The organism is Paenibacillus sp. FSL P2-0121 (assembly GCF_037975345.1).
Lineage (GTDB): Bacteria > Bacillota > Bacilli > Paenibacillales > Paenibacillaceae > Paenibacillus_AQ > Paenibacillus_AQ odorifer.
The window spans coordinates 5,615,859-5,637,517 of record NZ_CP150245.1 but is presented as its reverse complement, the minus strand read 5'-3'; the positions used below and the strand labels follow the sequence as shown (position 1 = coordinate 5,637,517).

At 37.6% G+C, this 21,659-nt stretch carries 19 protein-coding genes; 18 read left to right on the top strand and 1 reads right to left on the bottom strand.

What is annotated here, in order from left to right; translation table 11 throughout:
* Positions 1–20: 20 nt before the first annotated feature.
* From MKY54_RS24940 to rfbB, 13 genes are all read left to right on the top strand, one after another.
* Positions 21–1,028 carry an NAD(P)-dependent oxidoreductase gene (locus tag MKY54_RS24940; RefSeq protein ID WP_076179309.1) on the top strand — a complete coding sequence of 336 codons (1,008 nt, stop codon included), beginning with the start codon at positions 21–23 and terminating at the stop codon, positions 1,026–1,028.
* Positions 1,029–1,042: 14 nt separating this feature from the next.
* Positions 1,043–1,663, top strand: a complete 621-nt coding sequence (locus MKY54_RS24935; protein WP_076179308.1) for a sugar transferase — start codon at positions 1,043–1,045, stop codon at positions 1,661–1,663.
* Between the two features lie 46 nt (positions 1,664–1,709).
* Positions 1,710–2,906 carry an ATP-grasp domain-containing protein gene (locus MKY54_RS24930; RefSeq protein WP_179087397.1) on the top strand — a complete coding sequence of 399 codons (1,197 nt, stop codon included), beginning with the start codon at positions 1,710–1,712 and terminating at the stop codon, positions 2,904–2,906.
* Positions 2,907–2,926: 20 nt separating this feature from the next.
* Positions 2,927–4,174, top strand: a complete 1,248-nt coding sequence (locus MKY54_RS24925) for a glycosyltransferase family 4 protein (RefSeq protein WP_076179307.1) — start codon at positions 2,927–2,929, stop codon at positions 4,172–4,174.
* 33 nt (positions 4,175–4,207) lie between these two features.
* Positions 4,208–5,527 carry a nucleotide sugar dehydrogenase gene (locus MKY54_RS24920; protein ID WP_076179306.1) on the top strand — a complete coding sequence of 440 codons (1,320 nt, stop codon included), beginning with the start codon at positions 4,208–4,210 and terminating at the stop codon, positions 5,525–5,527.
* A 127-nt stretch (positions 5,528–5,654) separates the two neighbouring features.
* A complete protein-coding gene (locus tag MKY54_RS24915; RefSeq protein ID WP_076179305.1) occupies positions 5,655–6,251 on the top strand; it encodes a CatB-related O-acetyltransferase in 597 nt (198 codons plus the stop codon).
* On the top strand, positions 6,248–7,351 hold the full coding sequence (locus tag MKY54_RS24910; protein ID WP_076179304.1) for a glycosyltransferase: 1,104 nt from the start codon (positions 6,248–6,250) through the stop codon (positions 7,349–7,351). Before MKY54_RS24915 ends, MKY54_RS24910 begins: the two co-directional genes overlap by 4 nt.
* A gap of 36 nt (positions 7,352–7,387) precedes the next feature.
* On the top strand, positions 7,388–8,605 hold the full coding sequence (locus MKY54_RS24905; RefSeq protein WP_339188241.1) for an O-antigen polymerase: 1,218 nt from the start codon (positions 7,388–7,390) through the stop codon (positions 8,603–8,605).
* A 74-nt stretch (positions 8,606–8,679) separates the two neighbouring features.
* Entirely contained in the window at positions 8,680–9,684 is a 1,005-nt protein-coding gene (locus MKY54_RS24900; protein ID WP_076179302.1) for a glycosyltransferase family 2 protein, read from the top strand.
* 77 nt (positions 9,685–9,761) lie between these two features.
* Complete coding sequence (locus MKY54_RS24895) at positions 9,762–11,207, top strand: hypothetical protein (protein ID WP_339188239.1); 1,446 nt, start codon at positions 9,762–9,764, stop codon at positions 11,205–11,207.
* 144 nt (positions 11,208–11,351) lie between these two features.
* On the top strand, positions 11,352–12,230 hold the full coding sequence (rfbA, locus tag MKY54_RS24890) for a glucose-1-phosphate thymidylyltransferase RfbA (RefSeq protein WP_339188237.1): 879 nt from the start codon (positions 11,352–11,354) through the stop codon (positions 12,228–12,230).
* A 20-nt stretch (positions 12,231–12,250) separates the two neighbouring features.
* Positions 12,251–12,808, top strand: coding sequence for a dTDP-4-dehydrorhamnose 3,5-epimerase (gene rfbC, locus MKY54_RS24885; RefSeq protein WP_339191278.1), 558 nt, complete (start codon positions 12,251–12,253; stop codon positions 12,806–12,808).
* Positions 12,809–12,840: 32 nt separating this feature from the next.
* Complete coding sequence (rfbB, locus tag MKY54_RS24880) at positions 12,841–13,836, top strand: dTDP-glucose 4,6-dehydratase (RefSeq protein WP_076099447.1); 996 nt, start codon at positions 12,841–12,843, stop codon at positions 13,834–13,836.
* Positions 13,837–14,248: 412 nt separating this feature from the next.
* Here the strand turns inward: rfbB and MKY54_RS24875 are convergent, their stop codons facing one another.
* On the bottom strand, positions 14,249–14,683 hold the full coding sequence (locus MKY54_RS24875) for a VanZ family protein (RefSeq protein ID WP_143766868.1): 435 nt from the start codon (positions 14,681–14,683) through the stop codon (positions 14,249–14,251).
* Positions 14,684–15,314: 631 nt separating this feature from the next.
* Between MKY54_RS24875 and hemA the strand changes: the two genes are divergently transcribed.
* The 5 genes from hemA to cobA all read left to right on the top strand — a co-directional run bounded on the left by hemA (position 15,315) and on the right by cobA (position 21,457).
* A complete protein-coding gene (hemA, locus tag MKY54_RS24870) occupies positions 15,315–16,712 on the top strand; it encodes a glutamyl-tRNA reductase (protein ID WP_076194493.1) in 1,398 nt (465 codons plus the stop codon).
* A 5-nt stretch (positions 16,713–16,717) separates the two neighbouring features.
* Positions 16,718–17,545: a cytochrome c biogenesis protein CcsA gene (ccsA, locus tag MKY54_RS24865; protein ID WP_036685126.1), complete on the top strand. Its 828-nt coding sequence runs from the start codon at positions 16,718–16,720 to the stop codon at positions 17,543–17,545.
* Between the two features lie 5 nt (positions 17,546–17,550).
* A complete protein-coding gene (locus MKY54_RS24860; protein ID WP_339188232.1) occupies positions 17,551–18,198 on the top strand; it encodes an NAD(P)-dependent oxidoreductase in 648 nt (215 codons plus the stop codon).
* 752 nt (positions 18,199–18,950) lie between these two features.
* A complete protein-coding gene (gene hemC, locus MKY54_RS24855; protein WP_076129403.1) occupies positions 18,951–19,904 on the top strand; it encodes a hydroxymethylbilane synthase in 954 nt (317 codons plus the stop codon).
* Positions 19,905–19,909: 5 nt separating this feature from the next.
* Positions 19,910–21,457, top strand: a complete 1,548-nt coding sequence (cobA, locus tag MKY54_RS24850) for a uroporphyrinogen-III C-methyltransferase (RefSeq protein ID WP_339188230.1) — start codon at positions 19,910–19,912, stop codon at positions 21,455–21,457.
* Positions 21,458–21,659: the final 202 nt, after the last annotated feature.

Genomic DNA, 21,659 nt, shown 5'->3' with positions numbered 1-21,659 from the left:
ATGATTGAAAGGAAATAACTATGATTCTTGTTATTGGAGCATCAAGTTTTATTGGAGTATATACAGTTGAAGAACTCCTTAAGCAAAACTGTGAAGTGTTGGTAACTGGGAGAAATGATAAATTCAGAGAATATTATAAGAGTCTTGGTGTTGATTATATTAATCTAGATATATCTAATAAGAAAGATTTTGAAAAGCTTCCTATAAAAGATGTGGAGGGAGTGATTCTTTTAGCGGGATTATTACCAGCAAATGTTCCGGTCAAAATTGAAGAGAATGAAAATGCAGCGGATTATTTTTTTGTAAATACAATTGGTACTATTAATGTGCTCGAATATTGCAGAGTTAATGGTATAAAAAGGGTGATCTCAACAGCATCGTATGCAGATGTATTTAATTCTTGGAGCAAAGACCGACCTCTGACCGAGGACGAACCAAGGGGATTTGAATTTATAGGTGATCATGCAGCGTACGTTATATCAAAGAATGCTGCTTCGGATGTAATGGAATATTACAATCAGCAACATGGAATGAAAAATTCTATATTTAGATTACCACCAGTCTATGGAGTGGGGCCGCATGGATCTTTATATGTAAATGGAACGAGATTGAAATCTGGTTTGCAAATATTTATAGATAAGGCTAGTACTGGAGAAGATTTAACAATATACGGAGATGGAGAGCTCAGTAGAGATGTTGTGTATGTTAAGGATGTAGCACATGCCTTTTATTTAGCAATGAAGAGCGAGAGAACATCTGGCTTATATAATATGACCTCTGGTAAGGCTGTAACTCTAAAGAAACAAGCTGAGGTTATTTCGAAGATATTTGCGAAAAATTCTGAAAAGATATCAAAAATTAAGTATAGAAAGGATGTCACTAATAATACTAGATCTTTTGTGTTCAGTATAGATAAAGCAAGAAGAGACTTTGAATTCGTTCCAAACTATTCCGATTTTGAAAAAATGATGACTGATTATAAGAAAGATATGGATAATAATAAATTTAAAGACTTATTTAATTATTGAGTGGAGGAAGATGAATGTATAAATTCATAAAAAGAATAATCGGATTCTTCTTTTCATTATTACTGTTACCTTTTGTGCTCTTATTAATTATTATCGTTGGTACTGCAATCAAAATTGAAGATAGAGGACCAATATTTTATTTCCCTGATAGAATAGGGAAAAATGGTAAAATATTTAAAATGATTAAGTTTAGATCTATGAAGGTTAATGCACCGGATATTAGACTTGAAGATGGTTCTACATACAATTCTGATAACGACGAAAGAGTCACTAAAATTGGTAAAATAATTCGAAAAACCAGTATTGATGAAATTCCACAAGCGCTCAACATTCTAAAGGGGGATATGGCTTTTATCGGTCCTCGACCAGATTCAGCTATGTGGTTAAATAATTATACAGAAGAAGAAAGAACTATATTAAGCGTAAGACCGGGTATAACAGGATATAACCAAGCTATCAATAGAAACGCCGTAGGTACTAAGGAAAAACTTCTGAATGACATAATATATGTGGAAAAAATGTCATTTTTGTTTGATCTGAAAATATTTTGCATGACAGTAAAGAGCGTTTTGCTTTCAAAAAATATATATAGAGAAGATTTAAGTATTAAAAAGGATGTAGTGAATATTGAATAAGAGTAAAGATTAGCCATAAGCAAAAATCAGTTGATGTGAGGACTCTATGAAAAAAATAATGGTACTTGGAGCTAGTTTATTACAGTTACCAGCTATTTTGAAAGCCAAAGAAATGGGCTTGCAAGTTGTAGCAGTAGATATGGATAAGAATGCTATCGGATTTAATAGTGCTGATATTTGTCTTGAGATTAGTACTCTAGATATTCCTAAAGTAGTTGAATATGCCAAACTATACAACGTGGATGGGATAATTACTATTGCTAGTGATATGCCAATGAGGACTGTTGCAGCAGTAGCTAAAGAACTAAATATTGTTGGAGTTTCGGAGGAAACAGCTCTGAAGGCAACTAATAAAGCTGTAATGAGGGAGTGTTTGGAAGAACACAGCGTCCCAATACCTACTTTTTATAAAGTAGGTACTTTTAAAGAATATATAAAAGTTGTTCAACAGTTTAAAGATCGATATATTGTGAAACCTGCAGATAATTCTGGCAGCAGAGGTGTCTTTTTGATTAACAATATTGAAAATTATGAAATGATTGAACATGCTTTTAATTACAGTAAACAACATTCGAGAAGCGGGGAAATTATAGTTGAAGAATACTTGGAAGGGCCAGAGGTTAGCGTAGAAACAATAAGTATAGATGGAAATATACATATTATTGCAATTACAGATAAGTTGACAACCGGTTCGCCAAGATTTGTAGAAATGGGCCACTCGCAACCTTCTTGTTTATCTAATGATGTTAAAAAGAAAATTAGAATGGTTGCAACTTCTGCAATAAAAGCTATAGGTATCAATAATGGACCATCTCATACTGAAATAATAGTTACAAGTGAGGGACCTAAAATTGTAGAGGTTGGTGCAAGGCTAGGTGGAGATAATATTACTACACATTTAGTTCCATTATCCACTGGAGTAGATATGGTAAAGTGTTGCATAGAGATCGCATTAGGTCAAAAACCGAATGTGGAAACTAAGTATGAGATGAGTTCTGCAATTAGATACTTCGAAACTTCGGAAGGTGTAATTAAAAATATTAGAAACGTTGAAAATGCAGAAAAACTTAAGGGAGTAAAGCAAATTAGCTTTATAAAGAAAACTGGAGATACTATTGAAGCTATAAACAGCAGTTCAGACAGAATAGGTTTTGTTATCGCCCAATCATCAACCGTTGCGAATGCAGTGCAAACTTGTGAATGTGCAATCGATATGATTCAGGTTGATTTAGTCGAATATTAATACAGCAAGGAGACAAAATTTTGAATATATGGATTATTGGTGTTGGAGAACCATTACCAATTGATGGTGAGAGTACTCGATTGAGAAGAGTTGGGAACTTAGCAAACTTTATATCAAATACTGAGAATGAAGTACATTGGTTCTCTGTTTCCTTTGATCATTATAAAAAAATTCAACGAGTAAGTCAGGATGAAGACATCTTGTTGAAAAAAAACTATCATCTTCACGTATCATTCGTTAATGGATACAAAAAAAATGTTTCAGTAAAAAGGATTATTCACCACCAAGAGGCAGCAAAAGGGATAAGAAAACTAATGTCTTCTGAAAAAAAACCAGATGTGATATTGGCAGGGAATACTCCGATTGAAGTTATCAAGATGGTTGCGAAATATGGAAAACAAGAGCAAGTGCCAGTTGTTGTTGATATGCGTGATTTGTGGCCAGAAATATTTGTAGAAGTAGTACCAAAAGGAATGAAAAAGTTAATTTTACCATACGTAGCATTATGTAGACGCTCTTTACGTAATACACTGAAAAATGCCTACTCAATCATTGGCTTATCAGAAGTTTTTTTACAGTACGGTTTGAATTTATCAGGTCGTGAAAGAAAATTACTAGATAGAGTGATACCAATAGGATACCCAAACTTTGAATATTCATCAGATGAAGCTAACTTCGAAGAAAAATGGGGAACCTATAAACTATCAAAAGATGATTTTATTGTAGCATTTACAGGGAATTTTGGACGTCAGTTTGATTTCGATAGTGTACTTGAAGCAGCAATGCTCTTAAAAAAAGAGAAGAATATTAAGTTTGTATTATGTGGTACGGGAGAAAATATGGATCTGATTATGCAAAGATCCCCTGATAATATAGTTTTTCCTGGTTGGATTGAAAAGGATATGATTACATCACTATTAAGTTTCTCTAGTGTGGGAATTGCACCATATGTAGATAGTATAAATTATAAAACTAATACTCCTAATAAATTTGGTGAGTATCTATCGGCGAGTTTGCCTATATTGGTAAGCGTGACGGGATCTATGGAAGATCTTCTATCTGAATTTCAATGTGGATTTCATTACAAAGATGGGAAAGACTTAAGTAAGAAAATTCTAAAGTACTATAACAATAGAAATATGCATGAGGAAAATAAGAGAAATGCACGATTTTTATATGAGGAGAAGTTTAATGGGGATAAGGTAACCAAACAGCTATTTGATTATTTATCTCTGGTATCTGATACATATAAACAAAATAACCATTAGTAAATAATACTGTAATAAAGAAAGGTAATTAACATGACACTATATACCCAAATTGTAAATAGAAAAGAAAAAATATCTTTGATAGGACTGGGATATGTTGGAATGCCTATTGCTGTAGCATTCGCAAAGAAAGTTGACGTTATCGGTTTTGATTTAAATGAACAGAAAATTAACCTTTATAAACAGGGTATAGATCCGACTAATGAAGTGGGTAATTATGCCATAAAACACTCAACTATAGAATTTACAACGAATGAAGCTAAATTAAAGGAAGCAAAATTTCATATTGTTGCTGTTCCTACTCCTGTCAATCAAGATAAAACACCAGATCTATCTCCAGTTGTAGGTGCTAGTATTATTCTGGGGAAAAATTTGGCTAAAGGATCTATTATTGTTTATGAATCCACTGTATATCCAGGGGTAACAGAAGATATATGCGTACCTATTCTTGAAAGAGAATCAGGATTAAAATGCGGGGTTGACTTTAAAGTAGGCTATTCTCCTGAACGAATTAATCCTGGTGATAAAGTACATAGACTTGAAAATATAAAAAAAATCGTTTCAGCTATGGATGCTGAAAGTTTAGAAGAAATATCTAAAATATATGAACTAGTAATTTCTGTAGGTGTACATAGAGCACCGTCAATTAAGGTAGCAGAGGCTGCGAAAGTAGTGGAGAATTCTCAACGCGATATTAATATAGCTTTTATGAATGAGTTAGCAATGGTGTTTGATCGTATGGAAATTGATACTAATGAAGTTATTAGTGCAATGAACACAAAATGGAATGCATTAGGTTTTTATCCAGGATTAGTAGGAGGTCACTGTATAGGGGTAGATCCATATTATTTTTTGTATGAGGCAGAAAAATTAGGTTATCATAGTCAAATTATACTCTCGGGTAGAAAAATTAATGATGGAATGGGTGAATTTGTAGCTGATGCTATTATAAAAAAACTCATTCTCTCTAACAAAGTAGTCAAGAAGGCTAAGGTGATTATACTTGGTATAACATTTAAAGAAAACTGTCCCGATACTAGAAACTCAAAAGTAAGTGACATAATTAATAGATTGAGAGAATACGGTATTGAACCGATTGTTGTGGACCCTTATGCAGACCCTGTTAGTGCACAGGAAGAGTATGGTGTCAACTTAATTAATATTGATACTGTTGTAGATGCGGATTGTCTTGTATTTGCGGTAGCGCATGATGAGTTTAAATCGTTGAATTTGGATCAAATAGATCGCATGTTCCGTCAAATCGACAATAACGAGAAGGTAATCATTGATGTGAAGAGTATTTTAGAGAAAGAAGAAATTGAAAAAAAAGGATATAGTTTTTGGAGATTATAGATTATAGTCATATTTTAGAAATATATTAATCACTATTTATATAACAGTTAGTGGTTATTGAAAAATTATTAATTGTGGATACCGAATGAGAGTTTATATTAAATGTAAGAAAATGAGGTGATAATCGATGGGCTTTCTTAAGAAAGCAATTTTTAGAATCTATAGAATTATTATAGGGAAAAAGGGGGTTTATGCAAAAAAAATAGGAAAAAAAAATAAATTTACAAAAGGTGTTTTTATAGAAGAAGGTGCTCTGCTAGGAAAGCATAATTATTTTGGTCCTTATTCGATGGTCAATAATGCAATAATCGGTAATTATTGTTCAATAGGTCCTGCTGTTAAAATAGGACAAGGAGTTCATAGTGTATCTTATATCACGACATACCAAAAAATCAGCTCTGCGTTAATTGGACATTCTTTAAACACAAATCCAACGATAATAGGAAATGATGTTTGGTGTGGCGCAAATGTGGTTGTTTTGCAAGGAATTAAAGTTGGTAATGGCGCTGTTATTGGTGCAAATGCTGTAGTTACTCACGATGTTCCTGATTATGGAATTGCAGTAGGAGTTCCAGCTAAAGTAATCAAATATCGCTTTGAGGCTCAACTGATTGAGGCCATTAATGAAAGTCGGTGGTATGAGTATGATATAGAAGAGGCGAAAACTGTAATTAAATCTTTAGAAAAAACAATTAATCTTAATAAAGGAATGAATGTAATATGAGGATATTATTTTTATCTGGGGCCAACAGTATTCATACGGTGCGATGGGTAAATAGCCTTGTAGATAATGGTCATGAGGTTCATTTAGTTTATAACTCTGATCATATATCTGGAGCAAATATTATAGACCAAAGAGTAATCCAACATAAGCTTAGATATAAAGGCTCTTTAGGTTATTATATTAATTCTATTCAATTAATGAGAATATTTAAGAATATCTGTCCTGATGTGGTTAACGCACACTATGCTAGCGGTTACGGGACGTTATCACGAATTACAAAAATAAAGCCGTTGATCTTATCAGTTTGGGGAAGTGATGTATACGACTTTCCTTATCAAAGCAAAATAAAAATGAAAATTATCAGAAAGAATTTATTATATGCGAATAAAATCGCCTCTACTAGTTTTTGTATGGGGGAGCAAGTGAGAAAACTGCTGAATACGGAATCAGTAAATATTGAAGTGACTCCATTCGGAGTAGACTTAGAAAAATTCTCGCGAAAAAGCAAGGAAAAAGATGATGAAAAGTTAAATATAGGGATAATAAAAACTTTAAATTCTAAATATGGAATATCATTTCTAATTCATGCAATGAAAATACTAATAGATAATCTGGAAATCGAAGGTCGTAAAGATCTTTTAAATAAAATAAGCTTGTATATATACGGTGACGGTAGCCAAAAACAAGAACTGATTGATTTAGTTGTTAATTATAATTTGGAAAATGTCATATTTTTTAAAGGTACAATATCGAATTCTGATGTTCCTAAAGCATTGGAAGAATTCGATATATTTTGTGTGACCAGCATCCTTGATAGTGAAAGCTTCGGTGTAGCAGTAGTAGAGGCAATGGCAATGGAACTTCCAGTTGTAGCTACAGATGTAGATGGATTCAAAGAAGTAGTTGAAGATGGAGTTACCGGTATCATTGTTGAAAGAATGAAACCTGATGTTATAGCGGAAGCCTTAATGAAATTAATTCTTGATAAAAATCTCAGAAAAGAAATGGGCAAAAAAGGAAGGGAAAGAGTTTTGAAACTGTATGATTGGAAGGAAAATGTTTCTATTATGGAACAATTATATTCTAACACTATAATTTAGATTATTTTTAATAAAAGATGAAGTGTAGGTGTTTTTATGGAGTTTATTTTTACTTTTGTTATAAGTACTCTGATATATTTTGAATACAAATTATATAAAACTTTCCTTAATCCTTTTATAATAATATCTGGAATCTATTTATTAATGATTCCTTTTAATAATTTTTTTGGCGTGAGATTATTAGATTTTTATAAGGTGGATAGCGATTCCATTGTGTATATATTATATTTTTTAATAATAATTTTCCTTATAAGTATATTTTTTCGCTTATTCAAGAAAAAGGATGCAAATAGTTATACATACAATATTCAGAATTATGAACACAATATAACTAAAACATATTCAAAATTTATTTTGTTGTTATTCTGTATTGGAGTTCTCGCGAAATATATATCACTTTTTCAATCCATAAATATGTATGGTATTGAAAATATTAAAGGGAAATCTTTTGGTATTTTTGCACACATAGGAAGTTTATCCACAATATTATTACCGTACATTTTAATATTGTATTTAGATAACAAAAAAAAAGCGCACTACTTAATATTAATAATATTAGTTTTTTTTAATCTGTTTTTGTTTGGAGGGAAATACAATATTTTTATTTCTTTTATACATATGATAATTTTCTATGGCATCATTAGAAATATAAATATCAGAAAAACTCTAAAATATGTATTATTAACAGTGTTTGTTGGTGTTTTGGTATTCATTGGAATTTATGCCGTTAAACCACTTATTACCTTGGGGTATTTTGATAAAAATCTTTTTATTGTGTCCTTAGAGTTTTCAGTAAAACATTTCTTTTCATATCTGTTTGGACCACTAATATCCACAAATTATTTTTTTCATAATAATATTGATTCAATTCAGGGAATTTCAATTATGTTTACTGTTCCTATAAATATTGTAAAGGCTATTTTTTCAACAGGTGATTACATTTATCCTGCATACACATTTCCGGTTCCTATCTCTGATATTTTGAATACTAATGTTGGTGGATTATTTGCTGAAAGTGTATATAATTCTGGCTTTTTAGTAGCTACTATTTATATAACAGTATTTTTTTCAATAGTTTATTACTTTTATAATAATGCTATGAGTGCTGGGGGAAATATAGCTTTAGTTGCTTATATGTTATCAGTTATTTCCATGATGTTTTTTGGTAATTTCTTAACTTTATCTGGTATTGTATTGAATTTTATTTATTTATACGTGATTGAAATTATTTTGAAGAAGAAAATAGTTTTCTAAGATGGTTCGTTTGTATTTGATATTGTTATTGTTAACATAAATATCTATAAAATATAAGTTAATCGAGGTGCCACGTGAATAAGGTGGGATTGATAATACTAAATTGGAATGGCTATCAAGACACTATCGAATGTATAGAATCTATTGTTGAATATGAGGGGAACAACCATTCTATATTCATACTGGATAATGGATCTAGCGATAATTCTTTAACTTTTATTGAAGAATGGCTTAGATATAATTATAAATTTAATTATAGGATAGTTGAAGATACAGAATTTCAGAGCATGAGTGAATTTGAAGAGGGAGGTTTGACTTTAATTAAAGGGAGATATAATCTAGGATTTGCAAAAGGCAACAATTTGATTCTAAATAAAATAAAATCCAAATTCGAATATTCTTTTTTATTAAATAATGATACTACAATGTTAATGAACTCTATAACGAAAATGATTAATTATATGGATATTAAAAAAGATACTGGTGCCGCAAGTTGTAACATTAGATATTTTGATGATAAAAACAAATTGTGGAATGCAGGCGGTCGATTTACTTGGTATGGAGATCGTAAGTATTATTCACAAAAGAAGATAGATAGATATATCCAAGAAGGGAAAACAGTTATAGAAACACCGTTTGTTACTGGGTGTGCACTTTTGATTAGAAATGAGATATTAATGAAAATAGGTGTTCTTACCGAAAAATTCTTTTTTGGAGAAGAAGATTTCAATTTTTGTAAAAGATTAAAAATAAATAATATTAAAGTTGAGACAATACTGAGTGCAACTATTTATCATAAAGTAAGTAGTTCAATTAATAAAACAAACAATACAAAGAAAAAAAATTGCAATCGATACATATTACACTTCTCAAATCGAATAATAAATCAAAAAGAGTTTTATAATTATAACTATTGGTTTCTATGGAGGATATTTTATATAAACGCGATAGGTATAAAAATATTTATGCTTACAAAAGATTATAAGAGTACCATAGAAACTATACAAAGAATAAGATACTATACGCGAAATTTTAATCATATAGATTATGAGTTATTTAAAGAAATAAATAATAAATAAATTAATTTATTTTTGTGTTTTATTACAAAGGATAGTCGGTATTTGAGACAGATAGATATCTGATGTTTCTTAAATGAATGAGTTCAAAAGATGAGGGATTAATTTTGAATAATAAAGTCATTACTTTTGTCAAAAATTTTTCATATACATTTTCATCGAATATATTAACAATGATAGTCTCTGCATTAGTAATATTAATTGTCCCAAAATTAATTGGAGTGCAAGAATATGGATATTGGCAATTATATATGTTTTATTCTTTTTATGTTGGTTTTTTACATTTTGGATGGAATGACGGAATATATTTAAGGTATGGTGGGCAAGATTACAAAGATTTAAATAAAAAGATATTTTTTTCTCAGTTTTGGATGCAATTTTTCTTTCAAACGACTATATTTATAGGATTACTTCTCTATTGTCAATTTTATGTGGGGAATTCACATAAGTTATTTATATTAGAAATGACGGGTGTTTGTGCGATAATCTCTAACACTCGAATTATGCTGCTATATATATTACAAGGTACAAATCGTATAAAAGAGTATGCCAAATGTACAATAAGTGATAGGTTGTTATATATTGCATTGGTAATTTTTTTACTTTTAATAGGGGTAAGAGATTATAAATTACTGATTTATGCAGACTTAATCGGAAAATCATGCTCATTACTTTATGCTATATACTTTTGTAATGATATTGTAATTAGAAAACTCAGTGATTTATCTTTTAATGTGAAAGAGACAATGGCAAATATTAATATTGGTATAAAACTGATGCTCGCGAATATCGCAAGTGTATTGATAATAGGGATAGTAAGGTATGGTATCGAGAGAACATGGGATGTTTCTACATTTGGTAGAATTTCCTTGACTTTAAGTGTTTCAAATTTAATGATGATATTTATTAGTGCATTAGGTATTATTATGTTTCCAATGTTAAGAAGAATGGATGAGGATAAATTTCCGGAACTTTATATAAATATGAGAACATTTTTAATGGTTCCATTAATTGGAGTGCTTATATTTTACTATCCACTGAGAATCATTTTAACATTGTGGTTACCTGAGTATCGAGAAAGTTTAATGTACATGGCGTTGGTATTTCCAATGTGCATATATGATGGGAAAATGTCACTGCTGATAAATACGTATCTTAAAGCATTGAGAAAAGAAAAGATTATTTTATTTGTGAATGCTGTCTCAGTAATGATAAGCTGCATTGTTACAGCACTTTTCACGGTTATTTATGAAAATTTAACTTTGTCTGTTATATCGATAGTTATTGTTCTATCATTTAGATGTATTTTTGCAGAAATTCTCTTAGCGAAAATTCTTGAAATTAAAGTATTTAAAGATATAATATTGGAATTAGTAATGACCTTCATATTTATAATGACAGGGTGGCTTGCATCTACGTGGACAGGGGTATCGATATATTTACTATTCTATGGCTTATATTTGTTGATTAAAAGGAAAGATGCAATAGCTAGTTTTAATAAGGTTAAAAGATTAATTAAAATTTAATAATTGGTAATATCTTTTACTAGTATTCATTGTTTCTATAATTAAGAAACTATATTGAGAGAGATTGATATGAGAACTGATAATTAGGTGAAATAGAAGTAAAAATATTATGATTTAGAAATTTTGACAGGAGATGAATCTATCTTGAAAGGTATAATTTTAGCAGGCGGCAGCGGTACGCGCCTATACCCATTAACAATGGTCACAAGTAAGCAGCTTTTACCCATTTACGACAAACCAATGATCTATTATCCACTATCCACATTAATGCTAGCGGGCATTAAAGAGATTCTTATTATTTCCACTCCAGAGGACACGCCTAGATTTGAAAGCTTATTAGGTGACGGTTCTCAATTTGGCATCTCACTACAATACATAGTTCAACCAAGTCCTGATGGTTTAGCGCAGGCTTTTATTTTGGGTGAATCTTTTATAGGTGATGATTCAGTTGCCATGATCCTTGGAGATAATATCTACTATGGCAATGGAATGCGGAAAATGTTGCAACGTGCTTCTTCTAAACAACAAGGAGCAACGGTATTCGGATATCATGTACAAGATCCAGAGCGCTTCGGCGTGGTAGAGTTTAATGAAGAAGGTAAAGTATTAAGCGTGGAAGAAAAACCAACTCAACCAAAATCTAACTATGCAATTACTGGTCTATATTTTTATGATAACAGAGTTATTGAGATTGCTAAGAACGTTGAGGTCTCTTCACGTGGAGAATTGGAGATTACCTCCATTAATGAAGCTTACTTAAATCTTGGTGAGCTTGATGTGGAACTTCTAGGTCGGGGATTCACCTGGTTAGATACAGGAACTCATCAAAGTCTTGTCGACGCAACTAACTTTGTACGGACTATTGAAGATCATCAAGGAATCAAGATCGCCGCTCCGGAGGAAATTGCATATATTAATGGATGGATTACTAAAGAACACTTGTGGAATTGCGGGGAGAAGTTAAGTAAGACGGGGTATGGTCAGTATTTGATGAAAGTAGCTACAGGTAAAATACAATACTAATAACTGAAAGTGTGGCAGTGATGAAAATTACAGAAACCTTATTGCAAGGCGTATTAGTCGTTGAACCGGCTGTTTTTGGGGACCACCGCGGTTGGTTTATGGAGACGTATAGCGGAGCTAAGTTTAAAGAGCATGGAATTGAGATGGAGTTTGTACAAGATAACCAATCCTACTCTGCGACTAAAGGAACATTACGTGGTTTGCACTATCAATTACATCCCAAGGCACAGACGAAATTGGTTCGTTGTACACGTGGTGCTATTTTTGATGTAGCCGTAGATATCAGAAAAGGTAGTCCTACCTATAGTAAATGGTTCGGCATTGAACTGAGTGCTGAGAACAAAAAGCAACTGCTGATCCCAAAAGGATTCGCACATGGATTCATGACACTAACAGAAGACGTAGAGGTTCAGTATAAGTGCGATGAGCTTTATGCCCCGGAATGTGATGGGGGTATTCTCTGGAATGATCCTTCTATTGGCATCGAATGGCCTCTTCATATTACACCTGTATTATCTGCCAAGGATGAGAAGGCGCCTTTATTAAAAGATGCTAATTTGAATTTTTTTTTACAATAACTAATAAAGCTAATAGATCGGGAGTGCGTTCATTGAGTAAGCAAAAGATGCTGGTTACAGGTGGTGCCGGATTTATTGGAGGCAACTTCGTACAGTATATGGTAGATAAATATCCGCATTATGATATTGTGAATTTGGATTTGTTAACTTATGCGGGTGATCTAACAAAACATAAGGATATTGAGTCCAAATCCAACTATCGGTTTGTTCAAGCTGACATTGCTGACCGAGAGGCAATATTGTCTCTTTTTGAGTTGGAGAAATTCGATTATGTTGTTCATTTTGCTGCGGAGAGTCATGTGGATCGCTCAATTACTGATCCTGCGATATTCGTTCGTACGAATGTTATGGGGACACAGGTACTACTGGATGCAGCTAAAAAATTCGGCATTACTAAATTCCTCCATGTCTCTACGGATGAAGTGTATGGCGAACTCGATTTTGATCCTACTGTATTTTTTACCGAAGAAACACCTTTGCAGCCTAACAGTCCTTATAGTGCTAGCAAAACAGCGTCTGATTTGCTAGTCCGTGCGTATTATGAGACCTTTGGTTTACCAATGAACATAACACGCTGCTCGAACAATTACGGCCCCTATCATTTTCCTGAGAAACTGATTCCACTAACCATTTCAAGAGTATTAAACGAAGAGAAGGTTCCTGTATACGGAGATGGAAAAAATATTCGCGACTGGCTCCATGTCTGGGATCACTGTGCGGCCATTGACCTTGTTGTGCACCAAGGAGTAAGTGGTGAAGTATATAATGTAGGTGGTCATAATGAGAGAACTAATCTTGAAGTAGTTAAGACGATTATCAGTACCTTGGGGAAATCTGAAGATTTGATTGAATTTGTAACAGATAGATTAGGACATGATAAACGCTACGCCATTGATCCAACGAAACTTGAGAATTTAGGTTGGAAGCCAACTTATACTTTTGAGACCGGAATTGCGCAGACGATCCAATGGTATATTGATAATGCTGAATGGTGGCAACAAATCCTTAGTAACGAATCGCATAAGTGATTTATGAACGACTTATCGTTAAGAAAGAAACTATAAGCTAAATCCATGTTACGTAGTAATCCTGGAATTGCTTATAGTTTTTTTTAAAAATAGGCAGCTATTTATGTATGCTGTTAGATTTCAAGAGAATAGTTTATTATCTCAAAGCTTTGAGATAAACGATAATGCTCGGGAGATTGTTAGACGAATCTAATAGATGATACGCCCAGGTATTATTATCTTGGTAAAGAAAGTCCTTAGGTTAAAATTACATCAATCTCAGAGGAAGACAATGTATAAATTGTTATAGTTATGGCTTAAGTGAAAATATATTCTATGATTCCCCAAACTTCTATTTACTGTGTGTATCAAAATAACGTTTTAATTATGTAACATATACTTATTTCTAAAAATGACAACTAACTTAAAAGATTTAATGATTTATTCCGACCTTTTGATTAATAAGCTTTGTAATCCACACAAGAGAAAGTGCAACGAAAACACCAGCTGTATCAATGACTATATCGTATATTCTGCCGTCACGCCCAAAATATAACTGAAGAAGTTCTGTCAAAATAGCATATGTTACGGAAAGTATAAAGCTTTTCCAAACACTATTATTACATCTGTACAGTAGAAAGGCGAGGACTGCGAATCCTGAAAAATGACCGACTTTTTGAATAATGTTACTTATAGATAATGTAAGATTGGTTTTGAGTAGAGCATGAAAATCAGGATTAGGTATCCAATGAAAAGTAGGGATTTGACCGGTCTCCCAAAATTTCGAATTAAATGCACAAGTAAATACAAATAAAACAATTCCCCAAATAAAGACTGAAGCAGTTCGCATTAATATACCTACTTTCAATATATAAGTTCCTTTAGTATTACAGAAATGCAATTGAAATTCCAATGAAGTTCTTTACTTCAGATTATTATTATCTATTAAATTCTTCTATTTCAGATAATTACATTAACTTTCTGTTTTTCATATAGTATTTTTACAATCCAAGACCAGTTATTTTCTGTCTAGTTAATCATCATTTAAAAAACATTTCGAACTGTAATATCTATAATGTTCAAGAGTTATCGACACTTTTTTTAAAAACCGTATTAGATTTTTCGTAATGTTGAGAATCACCTTTAGACAAAAGAGTTTCAAGTAAGTAAGGCTCTTTAAAAAGTGAGAATAATAAATAAGCTTGAAATGAAACATTAAGTTCCATTTATTACAAAGTGGAAATTGTAACAGTAAAGTGAAGACAAAATAAATTAGCTAAAAATAACTCATCCTAACCGTAGCGAACCTACGGTTTTTTATTTATAATAATTATTATCTGGATTTCATAAAGCGTTCAAAAAATCTGTAAAAAGTCTTATTTTCGTGTGATATACTTAACACAGTGTTTTGAGATGTTGTGAAAGTGAACGGTATGTAAGATATTAATTTATATAATTGGATTTCAGCAACTTATAGAGACTAGGATGGTGAACTATCGATGCACATCGTCGTCGTTGGCCTGAATTATCGTACGGCTCCCGTGGAGGTTCGGGAACAGTTTGCTTTTGCGGAAAGTGATCTTCCGGCAGCGCTCCATCAACTGATGAAGACGAAGGGTGTGCTAGAAGGGGTCTTAGTAGCTACCTGCAACCGTACGGAAATTTATGTGGTGATGGACCGCCTTCATATGGCTGGTTATTTCATCCGCGGCTTTATGGAGCAATGGTTTGGTGTGAAAAGCGAGCAATTTGCTCAGCATATGTATATTTATGAAGACGAACAGGCGATTGCGCATTTGTTCCGCGTGACTTGCGGCCTGGATTCCATGGTGATTGGGGAGACGCAGATCCTGGGACAGGTGCGGAGTTCTTTTCTCACAGCTCAGGCTGAGGGTGTAACTGGAACTTGGTTCAATCGGTTGTTCAAGCAAGCGGTGACGCTGGGCAAAAGAGCACATAGTGAAACGTCAATCGGCGAGAGCGCAGTATCGGTCAGTTATGCGGCTGTGGAGCTGGGCAAGCGGATTTTTGGCATGTTCACTGGGAAAAAAGTGCTGATTCTCGGCGCCGGCAAAATGAGCGAGCTTACCGTGAAGCATCTATACAGTAGTGGTGCGGCAGAAGTGATTGTCGCTAACCGTACGCTGTCGCGTGCGATTGAATTGGCGGAGAAGTTCTCGGGTAAGCCAAGCACGATTGAAGATGCGTTAACAACTCTAAATGAAGTAGATATCGTGATCAGCTCGACAGGAGCAGACGGGTATGTGCTTACGGCTGATAAGGTAGCGCATGCTATGAAACGCCGCCCTTCGCGGCCGCTTTTTATGATTGATATTGCTGTACCACGTGATATTGATCCTGCGGCGGCAAGTGTGCCGGATGTTTTTTTGTATGATATTGACGATCTGGAGGGCATTGTGGAGAATAATCTGGAAATGCGCCGAAGTGAAGCTGCGAAGATTGAAGTGATGATCAGCGAAGAAATGGATGAGTTCCAACTGTGGCTCAAGACGCTTGGGGTAAGACCGGTGATCCGGGCGCTCCAGGATAAATCGAATACGATTCATGAAGAAACGATGGAGAGTCTGTTCAACAAGCTGCCCGAGCTGGACGAGCATCAGCGGAAAGTGATCCGCCGCCTGACTAAAAGTATCGTGAACCAGATGATGCATGATCCGATCAATGTAATTAAAGAGCTGTCCGGCGGTAAGCAAGGGAATGAAGCTCTTGATTATTTTTCCAAAATCTTTGCGTTGCAGGAACAGCTCAAATCCGATTCAGATGATGGAGACATTGCCCCGGTGAAGCAGTCTAGTTCTGGAGAACGTACGGCTGGCAGCGCTGATTTCTCTGTGCCTAAAACGGCGCTTGCTCCGGCAGGCTTGCTGGGTGGGTGAATAATATGCAACTGCTGAACGGAATATATGATGCCGCTCTGCTGGTCTATGCCCTGAGCCTGCTGTTTGTTTTCTCGGATTGCCTTAAAAGGAGTCCGGGTGGGAAGCGGTTAGGCACGGGGCTTCTTGTTGTTGTGGGTCTTTTGCAAGTTGCAGGACTTGGAATTCGTTTCTCTCAGGAGAAAGGCCTGCCTATTTTTACACCTTATGATTTCTTGTTTTGGTTTGCGTTTAGTATTGTGCTGACTTCGCTTGCGGTGGCTTTTACACGTGGTGGCGAGTTTACGATTTTGCTGCTCAGTATGGCCGGGTTTAGTGTTTTTCTGCTTAATCGGGTGTGGCTGACGGCGGGTGGGCATACGCTTGAGACTTGGAGTGCGGTGTATGGCTGGCTGACGATGCATGTGATTTTGGCAAATATGAGTTTTGCAGCACTGACGTTAGGGACGGTTTTTGCAATATTGTACTTGTTCCTGCACACCAGACTCAAAAGCAAGAAATGGAGCGACCGGATCCGTCGTTTGCCGAACCTGGAGACTACAGATAAATACTCTTACACCGCTATTTTGGTGGGCACGCCTTTGCTGGGAATATCGCTGGTGGTGGCGGGTTTATCTATAGTATCTGAGGGACGGACGCTTTTATTGAAGGATTTAAAAGTATTAACGACTCTTATCGGTCTTGGGATTTACATATTTTATATTATCTTTAAGAAGTCCGGGCGGAAAAGTGGAGTAAGTATGGCTCGCTGGGCGATTTTAGGATATGCTTTTATTATCTTGAACTTTCTGTTGAATTCTTGGTCTGATTTTCACGGTTGGAGCGGGGAGTGAGGGGTATGGCGCGTTATTTACCCATAATGCTGGATTGTGAAGGGCAGCACTGTGTGGTTATTGGCGGTGGTGTCGTGGCTGAACGTAAGGTGAGCGGACTGTTGGAAGCTGGAGCGGCGGTTAAGGTGATTAGTCCTTCTTTGACAGATCCGCTTGATTCTCTAGCTGAAAAAGGTCTTCTGATCTGGATGGACCGTACTTATGCTCCCGGAGATCTCCGTGGGGCCTTTCTCGTATATGCAGCCACTAACGATAGGGCGGTTAATGAAGAGGTTGCGCGGGAGTCAAGGCAGCTTGGAATTCATGTGAATGTGGCCAGCCATGCGGAAGCGGGAAACTTTATCACGCCCGGAGTGGTTCGGAGGGGACGTTTGACAGTAGCTGTATCTACTTCGGGTGCTGGCCCGCTTGCGGCAACGAAGATCAAAAATGTGCTTGAAAAAGCGCTGGATGCGGCATATGAACCATATTTGGATTTTGTGCATGCCATGCGTACCCGGATTAAGGAAAATGAACCTTCTGCTGAAGTTCGTGGAAGGCTTTTGCGGAAGCTTGGCACGCTGGATGTGTTGAACGAGATGAGTAAGGGTACCTTCATAGCGTGGAGCCCGGAGGATATGGACGCTTGGATTGCTCAGCAACGGGTGGAGTAAAAGTGCGCGTGGACACTGTAAAGATTAGAAAATTGGGTTAGATTAAGATATGAAGTGGATGAGCGGTTTTGAGTAACATGATATATGGCTGATTTGGCTCGTAGTAGCTTAGATGGTGGAATGTACGGTATAAATACTGTTGAATTGAGCTTAAGTAGCTGAGATGGTGGAATGTACGGTATAAATACTGTTGAATTGAGCTTAAGTAGCTGAGATGGTGAAATGTACGGTATAAATCCCGTTGAATTGAGCTTAAGTAGCTTGGATGGCGGAATGTACGGTATAAATCCCGTTGAATTGGGATGGAGTAGCTTAGAGGGTGGAATGTACGGTATAAATCCCGTTGAATTGAGCTTAAGTAGCTGAGATGGTGGAATGTACGGTATAAATACTGTTGAATTGGGCTTAAGTAGCAGAGATGGCGGAATGTACGGTACAAATCCCGTTGAATTGGGCTTAAGTAGCTGAGATGGGGGAATGTACGGTATAAATGCTGTTGAATTGGACTTAAGTAGCTGAGATGGCGGAATGTACGGTAACAATGCCCTCTAAATGAGCAACAGCCGTCGAAGGAGTTAAATGAAAGGCAAAAATGCCTCAAATTTGGTGAGATCATCCGAAGTAGCGAATTCAAGGGCAATAATGCCTTTTTTAGAGTGAGAGTAGTTAATTGGTTAGTTTGGGTTTGGATTTCTAGTGCAAGGTTCTGCGGTGAAGAGTAAGAGGCGAACGTTACCAGGAGGAATGGATAAATGCGTAAGGTTATAGTGGGGAGTAGACAGAGCGCGCTTGCGTTGACGCAAACGGGACATGTGATTGCTGATCTGGAGCGACTTAGCGAGGAGCATGGTTTTGGTTTTACTTTTGAAGTGAAAAAGATCGTCACCAAAGGTGACCGCATTCTTGACGTTACTTTATCGAAGGTAGGCGGCAAAGGGTTGTTCGTGAAAGAAATCGAGCAAGCGATGCTGGAAAAAGAAATCGACATGGCGGTGCACAGCATGAAGGATATGCCATCCGAGTTACCGGATGGGTTGATCAATGGTGCTGTGCCGAAGCGTGTCGATCCGCGTGATGTTTTGATCTCTAACGGAGGCGTCTCGCTAGACGAGCTGCCTCAGGGTGCACGCGTAGGCACAAGCAGCCTACGCCGATCCAGCCAGCTCGCTGCGCTGCGGCCTGATCTGGTCATTGAGCCCGTGCGCGGCAACATTGACTCGCGGCTGCGCAAGCTGGAGAGCGGCGAATACGACGCAATCCTGCTGGCAGCGGCGGGGCTGTCGCGCATGGGTTGGCAGGATCGCGTGAGCGCCTACCTGCCGCCGGAGGTTTGCCTGCCCGCTGTAGGGCAGGGCGCACTCGGCATCGAGTGCCGCGCAGATGACGCTGACCTGCGGAAGCTGCTGGCATTATACAACGACGCCGATACGGCATTAACGGTAGCGGCGGAGCGCACGTTCCTTGGCGTGCTGAATGGCGGCTGCCAAGTGCCGATTGGTGCTCATGCGGTGCTTGACACAGCCGCCAAAGCTGCTACCGCTGAGCACAAAGTAATCTCGTTAACGGGGATGGTGGGAACACCGGACGGTTCAACGATTTTGAAAGAAACTTGCACGGGGATTGACCCGGTACAGCTCGGCGAAGAAGTCGCTAAAAAGCTGATTGCAAGAGGAGCGGAGAAGATACTGTCAGACGTTAGGGGATGAGTGGATTGACGGGGAAGGTTTATTTGGTAGGTGCAGGTCCCGGGGACGCAAAGCTGATTACTGTGAAAGGCCTCGAGTGTATCCAAAAAAGCGACGTACTGGTGTATGATCGCTTGGCAAGTCCTAGATTGCTGAAATGCATGAAACCCGGCGGGGAGAAGATTTATGTAGGCAAGCTGCCGGATCGCCACACGATGAAGCAGGAAGAGATTAATCAATTGTTAGTTGATTTGGCTTTACAGGGGAAAACAGTGGTGCGGCTTAAGGGTGGGGACCCTACGATTTTTGGCCGGGTGGGTGAAGAAGCGGAGCTGCTGCGCAAAAATGGGATCTATTACGAAATCGTACCGGGCATCACGTCAGCGATCAGTGTACCTGCCTATGCGGGTATACCTGTTACGCACCGCGATCATGCCTCTTCCCTGTCGATTATCACCGGGCATGAAAGTCCGGATAAACTGGATCATTCCATTCATTGGGATAAAGTAACGAACGCCACGGGAACGTTAGTGTTTCTAATGGGCGTAGCTAAAATAGGTTACATCAGCGCTCAGCTGATCAAGCACGGGCGGCCGCCAGAAACACCAGTGGCACTTGTGCGCTGGGGCACCCGCGCGGATCAGGAGACGCTGACGGGAACCCTCGCCGATATTGAGGCGAAGGTGAAGGCGGCGGATTTTCAGCCGCCGGCAGTCATCGTCGTCGGCGACGTGGTGCTGCAGCGTGAGCAGCTGAAGTGGGTCGAGGCGATGCCGTTATTCGGCAAACGCATCGTGGTGACACGGGCTCGCAGCCAAGCAAGCGAGCTGGTGGATAGAATTGAAGAACTCGGCGGGGAACCCTACGAGTTCCCGGTGATCGAGACGATCATGCCGGAAGGGGCAGAGAAGAAGGCGAAGATTGCAGCGGCGTTTGGCGCGCTGGAATCGTACGACTGGGTATTCTTCACTAGCCCGAACGGCGTGGAGTTTTTTTGGCGCCACTTGGCGGAGCTGGGGGCGGACATTCGCGGGCTACACCGCGCGCGTATTGCAGCGGTGGGGCCAGGCACAGCCGCCGCGCTGGCGCAGCGCGGGGTGATTGCTGAAGAACTTCCGGCAAAGTTTCAGGCGGAAGGTCTGATTGAGACGTTCGGTCCCCAGCTGCTGCCGGGGCAGAACGTGCTATTGCCGCGCGGCGATCTGGCGCGGGACTGGCTGCCGGACAAGCTGAGAGAGCTTGGCCTTCAGGTGACAGACGTGGATACTTATGAAACGGTTGTCACTGGTGAGGATGACGACGAGCTGCTGAAGCTGCTAGAGGAAGGTCGCGTTCACGCGGTAACCTTCACCAGCTCGTCAACCGTGCGTAATTTCATACACATCCTGAAACGGATGGGGCTTGAAGATCCGCTCCCGCTGCTTGCAAATGTGAAAATCGCCTGCATCGGCCCGTTAACGGAGCTGACTGCGGTAGACGCGGGACTGACACCGGGACTCTTGCCTGAAGAGGCAACCATAGATGGTTTGGTGCAGGAGCTCTGCCGCTGGAATGCGGAGACTCAGCTGCAGTAGCGCTCGGATCGAGGATAGAACGAAGCAATAGTTTACAGGTGTGCTTAGTTTACGCAGCTTACTTTCTGGTGGGAAGGTAGAAGCTGATTACTCCGCGGGGAGAGTAGTAGCTGTTCTACGGAGAAAGGCAGTGCCTGCTTAGAAATATAGCGCTCAGCTTATATTTAGTTAGATTACAGGCTAGAGTTTTGTTCGTGGTTAC

Excerpts from the sequence above, each read along its gene's own strand:
- MKY54_RS24940 (WP_076179309.1), top strand. The coding sequence starts at position 21 with ATGATTCTTGTTATTGGAGCATCAAGTTTTATTGGAGTATATACAGTT.
- MKY54_RS24935 (WP_076179308.1), top strand. The coding sequence starts at position 1,043 with ATGTATAAATTCATAAAAAGAATAATCGGATTCTTCTTTTCATTATTA.
- MKY54_RS24930 (WP_179087397.1), top strand. The coding sequence starts at position 1,710 with ATGAAAAAAATAATGGTACTTGGAGCTAGTTTATTACAGTTACCAGCT.
- MKY54_RS24920 (WP_076179306.1), top strand. The coding sequence starts at position 4,208 with ATGACACTATATACCCAAATTGTAAATAGAAAAGAAAAAATATCTTTG.
- MKY54_RS24915 (WP_076179305.1), top strand. The coding sequence starts at position 5,655 with ATGGGCTTTCTTAAGAAAGCAATTTTTAGAATCTATAGAATTATTATA.
- MKY54_RS24910 (WP_076179304.1), top strand. The coding sequence starts at position 6,248 with ATGAGGATATTATTTTTATCTGGGGCCAACAGTATTCATACGGTGCGA.
- MKY54_RS24905 (WP_339188241.1), top strand. The coding sequence starts at position 7,388 with ATGGAGTTTATTTTTACTTTTGTTATAAGTACTCTGATATATTTTGAA.
- MKY54_RS24895 (WP_339188239.1), top strand. The coding sequence starts at position 9,762 with ATGAGTTCAAAAGATGAGGGATTAATTTTGAATAATAAAGTCATTACT.
- rfbC (WP_339191278.1), top strand. The coding sequence starts at position 12,251 with ATGAAAATTACAGAAACCTTATTGCAAGGCGTATTAGTCGTTGAACCG.
- hemA (WP_076194493.1), top strand. The coding sequence starts at position 15,315 with ATGCACATCGTCGTCGTTGGCCTGAATTATCGTACGGCTCCCGTGGAG.
- ccsA (WP_036685126.1), top strand. The coding sequence starts at position 16,718 with ATGCAACTGCTGAACGGAATATATGATGCCGCTCTGCTGGTCTATGCC.
- MKY54_RS24860 (WP_339188232.1), top strand. The coding sequence starts at position 17,551 with ATGGCGCGTTATTTACCCATAATGCTGGATTGTGAAGGGCAGCACTGT.
- hemC (WP_076129403.1), top strand. The coding sequence starts at position 18,951 with ATGCGTAAGGTTATAGTGGGGAGTAGACAGAGCGCGCTTGCGTTGACG.